A 13,304-nucleotide genomic window follows, 5' to 3' on the forward strand; every position below is an offset into this window, starting at 1 on the left:
CCACTGAGACCCGCGCGGTCCCGACCCGGAACCGGACCCGCACAGCACGAAGGGGGCCCCGGCGGCTGTTGCCGCCGGGGCCCCCGACACTGTCCGTCACACCGTTGGTGCGGCTCCGGCTACACGCCGACCGTCGTGCCGAGCATGACGGACGCCCGCTGCACCGGGGTCAGCCCGCGGACGGGCACCTCGGCCGGGGCCGCCGCGGGGCGGCAGGTGAAGCCCAGGGCGGTCAGCGCCCGGGTCACCTCGGCGGCGCTGAAGTCACGGCGGTCCTGGCGGGTGATGACGGCGCCCACCTGCTTGACCGGGTACGTGCGGCGGCCGATGATCGCGGACTCGCCCGTGACGGGTTCGGGCTTGATGCCCTTCATCGAGGCGAGCACCCCGTCCTTGGTCAGGTCGAACGGGAAGCGGGCGATGACACAGCGCATGGGTGCCTCACAGGTAGGAAGGGAACGCTCCGGGGCGGTACGGAGCCGGTTCAGCGCGAAGAGATCAGGACACCCAGCGCGTGGCCGTCGGCGTCGACGACCGGCAGGGCTTCGAGGCCGCGGTCCCGCAGCACCCGTTCGGCGTCGTGCGCCGGCATGCCGGGCGTGACGAACGGTCCGCCGTCGCGGACGAGGTCACGCAGCCGGACCCGGTCGGTGTAGGCCGCTTCCGCCCGGAGGGCGGTCAGCTGGGACCGGGTGACCAGGCCCGCGCACAGGCCGTCCTCGTCGCACAGGACCAGGTACCCGGCCAGGGTGCTGGTCATGACGGACAGGGCGACTTCGACGGTCATGTCGTCGCAGACCTGCGGGCCGCACGGGCGCATGGCCTCGGCGGTCATGGTGGCACGGTCCGGCGCGTGGGGCTGCGTGTGCGTCAGGGTCAAAGATCTCTCCGGCGTGGGTGGCGGCGGCAAGCCGGGGCCGAGCGTGGCGCGCGTACGGGTCGTACGGGGCTCCGCACGCCCGTACGGGGCCACGTGGGCGCCGTACGGGCGTACAGGGGGCGTGCTCGGGGTGCTCAGGCGGCGCTGGCGACGCGGGGCGGGCGCTGGGAGCCCGTGGACGGCGCGCCGGTCCTGCCGCCGCGGCGGTCCTGCGCGGGGCGGCTGCGACGCCCACGCGAGGAGGCGGCGCTGCGCTTGGGGCGCTCGGTGACCGGGGCGGTGATGGTCACGGGCACGCCGGAGGGGGCCTGGGCACCCGTGACGCGGATCAGCTCGGCGTCACCGGGGCGGACCGTGGCGGTCTGCGGGGTGATGCCGGCCGCCGCCATGAGCCGCGTCATCTCGCGGCGCTGGTTCGGGGTGACCAGGGTCACGACGCTGCCGGACTCACCCGCGCGGGCGGTGCGGCCACCGCGGTGCAGGTAGTCCTTGTGGTCGGTGGGCGGGTCGACGTTGACGACCAGGTCCAGGTTGTCCACGTGGATGCCGCGGGCGGCGACGTTCGTGGCGACCAGCACGGTCACGTGCCCGGTCTTGAACTGGGCCAGGGTGCGGGTGCGCTGCGGCTGCGACTTGCCACCGTGCAGCGCGGCGGCGCGGACGCCGCTGTACAGCAGGTGCTCGGTCAGCCGGTCGACGGCGTGCTTGGTGTCCAGGAACATGATCACGCGGCCGTCGCGGGCGGCGATCTCCGTGGTGGTGGCGTGCTTGTCCGCGCCGTGTACGTGGAGCACGTGGTGCTCCATCGTGGTGACGGCGCCCGCGGAGGGGTCGACGGAGTGCACGACCGGGTCGGTCAGGTAGCGGCGCACCAGCAGGTCGACGTTGCGGTCGAGGGTGGCGGAGAACAGCATCCGCTGGCCCTCGGGGCGCACCTGGTCGAGCAGGGCGGTGACCTGGGGCATGAAGCCCATGTCGGCCATCTGGTCGGCCTCGTCCAGGACGGTGATGCCGACCTGGTTGAGCCTGCAGTCGCCGCGCTGGATGAGGTCCTTGAGGCGGCCCGGGGTCGCGATGACGACCTCGGCACCGGCGCGCAGCGCTCCGGCCTGGCGGTGGATCGGCATGCCGCCCACGACCGTGGCCAGGCGCAGCTTCAGCGCACGGGCGTAGGGGGTGAGCGCGGCGTTCACCTGCTGGGCCAGCTCGCGCGTCGGGACGAGGACCAGGGCGAGCGGCTGCCCGGGCTCGGCGCGCTGCCCCGCCGTACGGGCGAGCACGGCCAGCCCGAAGGCGAGGGTCTTGCCGGAGCCGGTGCGGCCGCGGCCGAGGACGTCACGGCCCGCCAGCGTGTTGGGCAGGGTCGCGGCCTGGATCGGGAACGGCACGCTCATGCCCTCGCTGCCCAGGGCGGCCAGCAGCTGGGCCGGCATGTCGAGGTCCGCGAAGGCCTCGACGGCGGGGAGCGGCGGGGTCAGGGTGACCGGCAGGGCGAACTCGCCCTGGACGGAAGACGAGCGGCGACCGCCGCCATAACCACCCGGACGGCCCTGGCCGCCGGAGCGGGCGGGGGCGCCGGAGCGGGTCCCGGAAGACGAGCCGAAGCGGCTGCCGCCGCCACTGCCCGAACCGGAACGGGAGCCGGCATAGCCCTCGGAACGGGTGCGGGAAGAGCGGCTGGAACGGTCATTGCCACGCGTTGTGCGGTTCATGCGAAAACCTCCTCGATACGGCACGCATCGAGGAATTCCCGGCAGCGGAAATCGAGCCGCACAAGGATTCACAAGAACGAGCCGAACAAAAGCGAATATGGCGGAGTCGACGCTGAAAAGCGGTCGGCTTGCCAAGAAGAACGCACCGCGATGAGTGCCGTGGGATACGGGGATCGCGTGCGGGTGGTGGGGCGGCGGGTGAGATCCCGGCCGGCCGGTGTCGACAGCCGTGCTGTCTCGTCGCTCACGCGGGCCGTCACGGCCGGCGGAGCGGTGGAAATGCAGCGAGCTGGGGCCCGCACCCCAAGGTGCGGGCCCCAGCTGCTCAGTACGCGTCAGCGTCAGGCGGTGACGATGTTCTCGGCGGTCGGGCCCTTCTGGCCCTGCGCGATGTCGAAGCTGACCTTCTGGCCTTCCTGCAGCTCGCGGAAGCCCTGGGAGGCGATGTTCGAGTAGTGGGCGAACACGTCAGGACCGCCGCCCTCCTGCTCGATGAAGCCGAAGCCCTTTTCAGCGTTGAACCACTTCACGGTGCCATTAGCCATGTTGAATCTCCTTCGGGGCACAGCCCAGAGATCCGCACTGTGCGGATCTCGAGTCGCCGCATGATCGCCCCGACCGGAAGACTTCCGGTGAAAACAGAAACACCCACAACCGCTCGTGAAGAGTGAGGTCAGTGAAAGTGCCAAAATTTTGGGAACCACAACTGCAACTGGAATCACAGTAGCACGCCGGAGCCGACCGGGCGCGAGGAATAATCCGGGCCCGGCCACCGAACCAGAAATCCTCACCCGGCCTTTAGGCGATTTCTGTCATTGCCAGTACAGGTTTGGGAAGGTAGGGGACGCAGGATTTCCGCGGCCTCACGGACGGGCCGGGGCGGAATGCCGCAGCACGTCCCGCACCTGCGCGGCGATCTCGCCCTCGTTCCGCTCGAACGTGGCATCGGTCAGCACGGCCGGGTCGGCGGGCAGTCCCGTGAGCACGGGCGTGTGCAGGTGGCCGCCGGGCAGCCGGGGGTTCAGTTCCGTCCTGAGCCGGTTGGAGCGGTAGGCGACCTCGTTGGAGAGGTAGCCGCCACCTCCGCCCGCGACGGCGCGGGAGCCGGGGGTGGGCCCGTCCTCGCGGTCCACGGGACTGTCCTGACCCGCGGGTATCTCGCTGACCGCGGTGTTCAGCCGGACCGGGTACGGGCTCTGGACGGCGGTCATGGCGTCGGTCGGAAGGGTGGTCCGCAGGAATTCGGCTCCCGGGCCGAGGCCCGGCGCCGTGACGGGATGCGCGTACGTGCCCCCCGACAGGGCGTCGGCGTTGTCCGGGTACGGGTCCGCCGACCGGGCGCGGCCCGCCCAGGCCTCCAGCGTGAAGATCCCGGGGTAGCCCTGGCTGATGCTGGTGATCATGTCGGCGGCGCGGGGTCCGGCCGCGAGGCGGGGGCCGTAGGCGCGCTCCACGATCCCGGCGTCGAAGTCGGCGTAGCGGACGGGCAGGACGACGGCCCGGATCTCCACCGGGGTGCCGTCCGCGAGCGTCAGGCGGCGGCCGTTGAGCTGGAGGACCGCGGAGCCGGAGGGGTTGGCCCGGCGAGGCTCGGCGTCCAGGCCGAAGGGGTCGAACCCGCTGACGAACAGCCGCCGCACGCCCGGGGTGCCGCGGAAGTCGTTGGCGGTCAGACCGCGCGAGGCGTCCTCGAAGCGGGTGCGCAGGGCCGGCCGGTCGACCGGGAAGCCCGGTGTCCACTGCACCAGCTGGACGGTCATCCGCAGCCGGGCCCAGTACAGCGGGCGGTCGTCCCCGGCCGCCAGGTCCCCGCCGGGGCGCCGCCCCTGCGCCCGGTCCACGGCGGCCCGCCACAGCGCCTCGCCCCAGGCGTCGAGGAGCCGGCCCGCCTCGGCGGCGTCGCGCGCGGAACAGAGCGCGGCGGGAAAGCGGCGTACGAACTCGCCCAGCGCGGCCCGCTCCACGAAGGCGGCGGTCCGCGGGTCGGCCAGCCGCGCCTGTTCCGGGTCGCCCACGGAGGAGGCGGTGGCGGGACCGGCGGCGCACGAGGGCGGGGCGGCGGCGTGCGCGGCCGCGGGAGGGAGAACCGCGGTGATGCCGAGGAGGGCGGCGATGAGGGCCGTGCGGCGGAAGATCATCATGCCATGTGACATTACATAGAAGGGGAGTTGGTACGGCAGGCGATTTCGGGGCATCCGCAGGACATGGACAAGTCATCGCTCGACACGGAGCGGCGACCGGCGCCCGAGCGTCCCCGCCGCCCGCGGTGGTGGGGACGGGCGGCCGGCGCGCTCGTGGTGACGGCGTTACTGGTCGCGCTCGTCGTCCGGTTCGGTCTGATACCCGGCGTCGGCGCGCTCTTCGGCGACCTCTTCGGCGTCGACACCCGGGACCGCTCGGGGCCCGTACTGCTCAAGTCGATCCAGGACATGCACCGTTACGAGGGAGCCGTCGGCAACTTCCAGGTCGTCGCCGACCTGGAGAAGGACGCTCCCTACCTGCCGGACTCGATCCGCGGCACCCGGACCCTGTACGTCGGGGCGGGCACCGTCAGCGGGTACGTCGACCTGGGCAAGCTCGACGACCACGCCGTCACGGTGAACGGGGACCGCACCGAGGCGACGCTGCGCCTGCCCCACGCCGCGCTCGGCACGGTCACGCTCGACCTCGACCGCTCCTACGCCGTGAGCCAGCAGCGCGGGATCCTGGACCGGCTGGGCGACCTGTTCTCGGACAACCCGGGCGGGGAGGAGGCCGTACAGCGTCTGGCCGTCCAGCACATCGGCGAGGCCGCGCGCGGGAGCGGGCTCGCCGAGCGGGCGGAGAAGAACACCACCTCCATGCTGGAGGGTCTGCTCCGCTCGCTCGGCTTCCGCCAGGTCACGGTCAGCTACGTCTGACCCCTGAGGGCCCCCGGCCGCCGTGGCGGGCCGGGGGCCTTACCGAGCCACCGTCAGACGGACAGCACCTGTTCGCGCACCGCCGACGGCACCGGGGCGTATCCGGTGGGCCGGGAGGTGAAGGTCCCCCGGCCCTGCGTGCGGCTGCGCAGCCGCGACGCGTAGCCGAACAGTTCGGCCAGCGGCACCTCGGCCGTGACCGTCGTGGTCCCGGTCCGCGTCAGCGAACCGGCGACCCGGCCGCGCCGCGCCGCCAGATCCCCGAGCACGCTGCCGACCGCCTCCTCGGGGACGGTGACCACGACCTCGGCCACCGGTTCCAGCAGCTCCATCACGGCGGCGCGCAGGGCCGCGCGCAGCGCGAACCGCCCCGCCGCCCGGAACGCCATCTCCGAGGAGTCCTTGGGGTGCGTGGCCCCGTCCGTCAGCGTGACCCGCAGCCCGGTCACCGGATGGCCGCCGAGGGGGCCCTCGGCGAGCGCGTCCCGGCAGCCGGCCTCGACCGCGCGGACGTACTCCTGCGGCACCCGGCCGCCGACGACGGCCGACCGGAATTCCAGGCCGCCGTCGCCGTCGCCGCGGCGCCCCTCGTCGGGGGGCTCGACGTCCAAGGGCTCGACGTCGATCACCACATGGGCGAACTGGCCCGCGCCGCCGTCCTGTTTGACGTGGCGGTAGACGAGCCCGGACACGCCCCGGGCCACCGTCTCCCGGTAGGCCACGCGGGGCCGGCCGACGTCGACGAGCAGCCCGTGGCCGCGCCGGAGCTTCTCCACCGCCACCTCCAGATGCAGTTCGCCCAGGCCCGACAGCAGCGTCTGGCCCGTCTCGCGGTCCGTCCGCACGGCCAGCGAGGGGTCCTCCTCGACGAGCCGGGCGAGCGCGGTCGACAGCCGGCCGGTGTCCGCGGTGCCGCGCGCCTCGACCGCCACGGACACCACCGGAGCGGCGACCGTGGGCGGTTCGAGGACCAGCGGGGCCCCCGGCGCGCACAGGGTGGCGCCGGCGCGGGTGGTCTTCAGGCCGACGACGGCCACGATGTCCCCGGCCACCGCCCGGTCCACCTCGGCGTGCCGGTCGGCCTGCACGCGCAGGATCCGGCCGATGCGCTCGGTGCGGCCCGCCGTCGTGTCCAGCACGGTGTCCCCCTTCCTCATCGTTCCCGAATAGACGCGCAGACAGGTCAGCCGCCCGGTCGCCGTCGCGTTCACCTTGAAGGCCAGCGCGGCGAAGGGCGCCGACGGGTCGGCGGCGCGTTCCTCCACCGCCCCGTCGAGCGTGCCCCGTACGGGCGGTACGTCCGCCGGTGAGGGCAGGTACGCCAGTACGGCGTCGAGCAGCGGCTCGACGGCGCGGTCGCGGTACGCCGATCCGCACAGCACGACCACGCCCTCGCCGCCGTGGGTCAGCTCGCGCAGGGCGGTGACCAGCGTGGCGGGGCCGAGCGCCGAGGTGGCGCAGTACTCCTCCAGCGCGGCCGGATGCAGCTCCGCCACCTGCTCGTCGAGCAGCCGTCGGCGCCGCAGTGCCTCTTCGCGCAGGTCCTCGGGGACGGCGACGTCCTCGAAGGGCTGCGGCCCGGCGCCGGCGCGCCAGATCAGCGCGCGCATCCGTACGAGGTCGACGACGCCGGTGAAGCCGTCCTCCCGCCCGATGGGCAGCTGGACCACGAGCGGCACGACGTGCAGCCGCTCGCGCAGCGAGGCGACGGCCGCGTCGAGGTCGGCGCCGACCCGGTCCATTTTGTTGACGAACGCGATGCGCGGGACGTGGTGGCGGTCGGCCTGCCGCCACACGGACTCGCTCTGCGGCTCCACACCCGCGACGGCGTCGAAGACCGCGACCGCCCCGTCGAGCACGCGCAGGGAGCGCTCCACCTCGTCGGAGAAGTCGACGTGTCCCGGGGTGTCGATCAGGTTGATCCGGTGGCCCTCCCAGGTGCAGCTGACCGCCGCCGCGAAGATGGTGATCCCGCGGTCGCGCTCCTGCGGGTCGAAGTCGGTGACGGTCGTCCCCTCGTGGACCTCGCCGCGTTTGTAGGTGGCGCCGGTGGCGTAGAGGACCCGCTCCGTGAGGGTGGTCTTCCCGGCGTCGACGTGCGCCAGGATGCCGAGGTTGCGGACCTCGGCGGTGGCCGGTGCCGTGGTGGCGGGCACGGTCGTGGTGGTGTTCGTGGTCGTGGTGACGGGTTCGGTGCGCATGGCCCGAGGCCTTTCCGGGGTGTACGGCAAGGAGACGGCGCGATGGCGGGCGGGGTGGCGGGAGGCGGCCCGCGGGCATGCCGCGGGGAGGGCTCACCGGCCGGGGAGAAGGAAACCTTCACTCGTCGCCCGGACATCCGGTGACGGCCGCGCGGCGGTCACCGGGAAACGGAGGACACCAAGATCACGTCGTACCGCGACCGGGCAGCGAAGACAGCGGTGCGCTCACACATGCCCGGGCTCCCCTCGTTCGGTGGATCGACGAAACGCGCGCCGCGATCATGTGGCGGCACGCAGGAGCGAGTGTAGGCAGCCCCCTCCGGGCTCGGCACCGGGTTTTTCCGCACCCCGCGGGCGACGGGTACGCCACCCGCACCACACGGGAACGGCCGTCAGCCGTACTCCGGGCGCCCGGCAGTGCTACAAAGGGTTGGTGGCCCATCCTTGCAACCCGTACCGGGGACGTCGGTGCGGTCACTGAGCCGGAACCGCCCGCGCAGCGTCGCCCGACAGGTATTCGTCCTTCAGGTGGCGATCGTGGTGCTGCTCGCCGCCGGGGCGGTGCTGGCCCTGCTGCTCCAGTCCCGGCACGATGTCGACCGCGAGGCGCGCAACCGGTCCGTGGCGGTCGCCCAGACCTTCGCCCATTCGCTCGGGCTGCGCGAGGCGCTCCGCTCCCCCGATCCCTCCAAGATCCTCCAGCCCCTCACCGAGGTCACCCGCAGGGAGGCCGGGGTGGACTTCATCGTCGTGATGGACACCCACGGCATCCGCTACACCCATCCGCTGCCCGATCGCATCGGCAAGCGCTTCGTCGGCACCATCGAGCCCTCGCTGCGGGGCCGGGTGTACACCGAGAGCGTCTCCGGCCCGCTGGGCAACGAGATGCAGGCCGTGGTGCCGGTCTTCGCCAACGGCGACAGCGACAGCGGCCCGGTCGTGGGGCTGGTGTCGGCCGGCCTCACGGTCAACAACGTCACCGGCGTGTTCGACCGGCAGCTCCCGGTCCTCCTCGGGGCCAGCGCGGCGGGCCTCGGCCTGGCCACGGCCGGCGCGGCGCTGATCAGCAGGCGCCTGCGACGGCAGACCCACGGGCTCGGTCCGCAGGAGATGACCCGGATGTACGAGCACCACGACGCGGTGCTCCACTCGGTCCGGGAGGGGGTGCTGATCACCGACGGCGCCGGACGGCTGCTGCTCGCCAACGACGAGGCGAAACGGCTGCTCAGGCTGCCGCCGGACGCCGAGGGACGGCTCGTCGGGCAGCTGCCGAGCCTCGACGGGCCGCTGGCCGCGCTCCTGCTGTCCGGGCGGGTGGCCACCGACGAGGTGCACGAGGCCGGGGAGCGGCTCCTGGTGATCAACCAGCGGCCCACCCGTCCCGGGGGCGGGCCCGAGGGTTCCGCGGTCACCATCCGGGACTCGACCGAGATGCAGGTCCTGAGCACCCGGGCCGAGGCGGCCCGCAGGCGGTTGAAGCTGCTGTACGACGCCGGGGTGGGCGTCGGCACCACCCTGGGCGTGGAGCAGACCGCCCAGGAGCTGGCCGACGTCGCGGTGCCCCGGTTCGCCGACTTCGCGACCGTCGAGCTCGCGGAGGCGGTGCTGCACGGGGACGAGCCCACCAACGCCGCGCCCGACCTGCGCCGCACCGGGTTCAGCGGCATCCGGGCCGACGTCCCGCTCTATCCACGCGGCAAGCTGATCGACTTCGCCCCGTCCACACCGCAGGCCCGGGGCCTGACCACCGGACGGGCCGAGCTCATCCCGCACCTCGCCGACGCCTCCGGCTGGTACGCGCAGGACCCGGCGCGGGCGCAGGCCATCCTCGACTACGGGGTCCATTCGCTCATCACGGCGCCGCTCAAGGCCCGGGGCGTGGTCCTCGGCCTGGTCAACTTCTGGCGCTCGCAGAAGCCCGAGCCCTTCGACGAGGAGGACCTGTCGCTGGCGGAGGAGCTCGTGGCCCGGGCCGGGATCACGATCGACAACGCGCGCCGCTACACCCGGGAACACGCCCTGGCGGAGACCCTCCAGCGCAGCCTGCTGCCGCGCGAGCTGCCCGAGCAGAGCGCCGTCGAGGTGGCCCACTTCTACCTGCCCGCGCAGTCCGGCGTGGGCGGTGACTGGTTCGACGTGATCCCGCTGCCCGGCGGCCGGGTGGCGCTCGTGGTCGGGGACGTCGTCGGCCACGGGCTGCACGCCGCCGCCGCCATGGGCCGGCTGCGCACGGCCGTGCTCAACTTCTCCTCCCTGGACCTGCCGCCCGACGAGCTCCTGTCCCGGCTCGACGACCTCGTGCAGTACATCGGCCAGGGCGGGGAGGGCGGCGCGGACACCGGGCTGCTCGGAGCGACCTGCCTGTACGCCGTGTACGACGCGGTGAACCAGCGCTGCACCGTGGCGCGGGCGGGGCACATGCCCCCGGTGCTGGTGCACCCGGACGGCGCCGTGGAGATCCCGGAGCTGCCCGCGGGCGCGCCGCTGGGTCTGGGCGGGTTCCCGTTCGAGTCGACGGAGCTGCAGCTGAGCGAGGGCAGCCAGATCGTGCTGTACACCGACGGGCTCATCGAGGACCGCAGCCGGGACATCGACGAGGGGCTCGATCTGCTCCGCACGGCCCTGGCGCACACCGGCCTCCAGCCGCAGCCGGAGGACATCTGCCGGGCGGTCCTCAAGGCGCTGCTGCCCGCCCGGCCCCGCGATGACGTGGCCCTGCTGGTGGCCCGGACCTCGGCGCTGGCCGCGGACCGCATCGCGGAGTGGGACGTGCCGTTCCACGCGAGCGAGGTCGCGTCCATGCGGGCCCTGGCCGTCGCGAAGCTGGAGGAATGGGGCCTGTCCGAGCTGTCCTTCGGTACGGAGCTGGTGCTGAGCGAGCTGATCACCAACGCCATCCGGCACGGTGCGGCGCCGGTGCGGGTCCGGCTCCTCTTCGACCGGATGCTGACCTGCGAGGTGTTCGACGGCAGCAGCAGCTCGCCCCGGCTGCACTACGCCACCACGACGGACGAGGGCGGCCGCGGCCTCTTCCTCGTCGCACAGATCAGCCGCCGCTGGGGAGCCCGGTACACCCCCGAGGGCAAGGTCATCTGGTCGGAGCAGCCGCTGCCGGGGCCTCCGGAAACCGACTGAGGGCCGGTCCCGGCGGCGCCTTCCCGCCGGGACCGGCCACGGGCCGCGGCCCGTCGAATTCACCGGCCATTCGGTAATTCAATCCGGGATTACCGAATGGGCATCACTCAAGCCATAACTCAGGACATCGCTCAGGACATCGCTCAGGACATCACTGGGGCTTGAAGGATCGGATCTGATAACTCCCCTGGAGGTTTCCGCTGCCCCCGGAGGGCGTCGAACCGACGCGGTTGTTGTAATTGGTTCCGGTGTAGTACTGCTTGCGCTGACCCGTGCTGTTGGCGACGGACCGGACGTTCTGGCCGTTGCGGATGAAGCTGCAGTCGTCGGCGGTGTTCGCGCGCTGGGCGCTCTGCCACTGACACTTCGTCCCGGTGCCGTCCCAGCCGCTGTAGATGCAGAACCAGCCGGTGGAACAGTTGTACGCGGTCGGTGCGGGTGGCGCGGCGGGGGCCGCGAAGGCGGCGGGGGCGGTGCCGAGGGCCGCCACGAGGGCCAGGGATGCCATGACGAGGGGACGGATGATGCGCATGATGAGAGTGATCCTCTTCCATTCGCAGGGGATGGTCCGTGTCGCGTTTTCATCATGCGGGTGCCCGTGACGGCGGGCCCAGGCCCCCGTTCGGGAAAGCGATGAATTCACGCCGCGCCCGTATCCTGCGGAAAATCCCCGGACCTGCCGCGAAGGCGGGTCCGGGGATGTGCGTTTCCGTCCAAAAACCTCTCCGCCATTCGGGTCCCGCGGGCGCCGCCCCCTTTCAGCGCGTCGAGCGGCGGTGCAACAGGGCCTGGGCGACGACCTTGCGGAACACGGCGGGGTGGAAGAGCGAGGCGGGCGAGGCCACCATGTTGACCACCCCGACGAACCGGGTCCAGACCTGCGGATCGCGGGCGGACACCGCGAAGAGGTGCGTGTTGTACCAGTGGGCGATCCGGGCGGGGAGCGGCCGGCCGTCCCGGTTCCACATCAGGTCGGAGTTGCTGGACAGGGTCCAGGGGGCGACGAGGAGGCGCGCCACCCGGCCCTGGTACCGCTTGCTCAGTCCGTCGAGCCCCTGCCCCTTGGCCCGCAGCCCGGTCAGCATGTCCCGGAGGAGCTCGGCTTCCATCGCGGCCACGGTCAGCCCCTGGCCGTAGACCGGGTTGAACACGCAGACCGAGTCCCCCACGGCGAGCAGCCGCTCGGGCCAGGCCTTGCTCCGGTGGTACAGGTTCCACTGGTTGTTGACGTTGACGTAGCGGTGGACGGATTCCGGGCGGTCGCGCTGTGCGATCTGCCCGGCGAGGTGCGCGTTGTCCAGGGTCCGGGCGAAGCCGAGGTAGCCCTCGTCGTCGGTGGGCGGCGCCTCGTCGCCGTACCCGAACAGGGAGCACATCCAGCGGTTGCGCTCGACGGCGAGGATGACGCCGCCGCGGGAGATGCCCGGCGCGAACATCATCTGGTAGGCGACGTCGAAGTCGGGCGGGTTCTTCTCCGGCCGGTCGAACGTCATCGAGGTGTAGGTGATCTTCGCCTTCACCACGCGCTTGCCGGGTACCGGCACGCCCAGATCGGCGAGCCAGCGGTCCAGGCCGCTGGAGCGCCCGGAGGCGTCGACCACCAGATCCGCTTCCAGCTCGGCGCTCTCCCCCGCCGACCCCGCCGCCGCCTCCCCGGCGAGGCCCCCGGAAACCCCACCGGCGGCCCCCTCCGCGCCGGTCACCCGGTACTTCACCCGGCTGACGGTGCCGGGACGGCCCATGACCAGGCCCTCGCAGCGGGCCGAGGGCAGCAGCCGCACCCCGGGCAGGGCCATCACCCGTCGCCGCAGCCTGCGTTCGAGTTCGGCCCGGGTGAACGACTGGACCCGTACGCCCGTCCGGCAGCGCGGGGCGAGCCCGGCGGGCAGCAGGAAGTCGATGCGCTCCCCGTAGTCGAAGACGGGCGCTCCGAGTTCCTCCATCTCGGCGCGCAGGCCCGGGAAGAGCGCTTCCAGGACCTGCGAGCCCTTGGCCAGTACGGCGTGGGCGTGGTAGCCCTGTGGCGCGTGCGGATGGGCGCCGGTGGTCTCGTCCACGGCGTCCCGCTCCAGGATCACGACCTCCCGGAAGTGGTCGGCCAGGACGCGGGCCGTCACCAGACCGGCGTGTCCGCCGCCCACCACCACCGCCCTGTCCCACCGGGTGCCTCGCATGCGCGTTCGCTTCCCCATGATCCCTCCCTCTCCGTCGACTTGTTACCCGACCGCTACACCGGGTAACCGCACGGGCGGGAGCTCGGGCGCGTGCCAGACGGCTAGGTCGTGTGTCGGAAGTGGCATCAGGACTGCTGAGGGAGTGAGTCTTCTGGGATTGCTGGCGGTCCAGGGCGAGGTTTCGGCCGGCGGCGTGCAGTGGGGCGAAGATCTGATCATTTAGCTCGATCGGGGGCGATGGGTCCGATTCGTCGCAGGGGCAGGCCGAAGGCGTGGATGATCTTGGCCGAGGTGCCTTCCGC

The 13,304-nt window shown here is 72.6% G+C and carries 10 protein-coding genes; 2 read left to right on the forward strand and 8 right to left on the reverse strand.

Features of this window, described 5'->3' with window-relative positions:
• Nucleotides 1–119: 119 nt before the first annotated feature.
• The 5 genes from ABT084_RS19975 to ABT084_RS19995 form a co-directional block, all read right to left on the reverse strand.
• Nucleotides 120–434 (reverse strand): SCO5918 family protein, encoded by a 315-nt coding sequence (locus ABT084_RS19975; RefSeq protein ID WP_351045452.1) that lies wholly within the window; start codon nt 432–434, stop codon nt 120–122.
• 50 nt (nt 435–484) lie between these two features.
• Nucleotides 485–835, reverse strand: a complete 351-nt coding sequence (locus ABT084_RS19980; RefSeq protein WP_351045455.1) for a CBS domain-containing protein — start codon at nt 833–835, stop codon at nt 485–487.
• A 179-nt stretch (nt 836–1,014) separates the two neighbouring features.
• Complete coding sequence (locus tag ABT084_RS19985) at nt 1,015–2,592, reverse strand: DEAD/DEAH box helicase (protein WP_351045457.1); 1,578 nt, start codon at nt 2,590–2,592, stop codon at nt 1,015–1,017.
• 341 nt (nt 2,593–2,933) lie between these two features.
• Nucleotides 2,934–3,137 (reverse strand): cold-shock protein, encoded by a 204-nt coding sequence (locus ABT084_RS19990; RefSeq protein WP_053678014.1) that lies wholly within the window; start codon nt 3,135–3,137, stop codon nt 2,934–2,936.
• A 318-nt stretch (nt 3,138–3,455) separates the two neighbouring features.
• Nucleotides 3,456–4,733, reverse strand: coding sequence for a PA0049 C-terminal domain-containing protein (locus ABT084_RS19995; protein ID WP_351045461.1), 1,278 nt, complete (start codon nt 4,731–4,733; stop codon nt 3,456–3,458).
• Nucleotides 4,734–4,796: 63 nt separating this feature from the next.
• Here ABT084_RS19995 and ABT084_RS20000 point away from each other — a divergent pair, with 63 nt between their 5' ends.
• The gene (locus ABT084_RS20000) at nt 4,797–5,492 is read left to right on the forward strand and encodes a DUF4230 domain-containing protein (protein ID WP_351045464.1); all 696 of its coding nucleotides are present in this window, start codon (nt 4,797–4,799) and stop codon (nt 5,490–5,492) included.
• Nucleotides 5,493–5,545: 53 nt separating this feature from the next.
• On the opposite strand, the gene fusA is transcribed toward ABT084_RS20000, so the two are convergent.
• A complete protein-coding gene (gene fusA, locus ABT084_RS20005) occupies nt 5,546–7,693 on the reverse strand; it encodes an elongation factor G (protein WP_351045467.1) in 2,148 nt (715 codons plus the stop codon).
• A 468-nt stretch (nt 7,694–8,161) separates the two neighbouring features.
• Between fusA and ABT084_RS20010 the strand changes: the two genes are divergently transcribed.
• Nucleotides 8,162–10,828, forward strand: coding sequence for a SpoIIE family protein phosphatase (locus tag ABT084_RS20010; protein WP_351045470.1), 2,667 nt, complete (start codon nt 8,162–8,164; stop codon nt 10,826–10,828).
• Between the two features lie 151 nt (nt 10,829–10,979).
• Here ABT084_RS20010 and ABT084_RS20015 read toward each other — a convergent pair whose 3' ends face one another.
• Both ABT084_RS20015 and ABT084_RS20020 read right to left on the reverse strand, forming a co-directional pair.
• Complete coding sequence (locus ABT084_RS20015; RefSeq protein WP_351045472.1) at nt 10,980–11,360, reverse strand: peptidase inhibitor family I36 protein; 381 nt, start codon at nt 11,358–11,360, stop codon at nt 10,980–10,982.
• Between the two features lie 226 nt (nt 11,361–11,586).
• Nucleotides 11,587–13,020: an NAD(P)/FAD-dependent oxidoreductase gene (locus tag ABT084_RS20020; RefSeq protein ID WP_351045474.1), complete on the reverse strand. Its 1,434-nt coding sequence runs from the start codon at nt 13,018–13,020 to the stop codon at nt 11,587–11,589.
• Nucleotides 13,021–13,304 lie beyond the last annotated feature (284 nt).

The sequence above is a fragment of the Streptomyces sp. NPDC002138 genome (genome assembly GCF_040296485.1).
Taxonomy (GTDB): Bacteria; Actinomycetota; Actinomycetes; order Streptomycetales; family Streptomycetaceae; genus Streptomyces.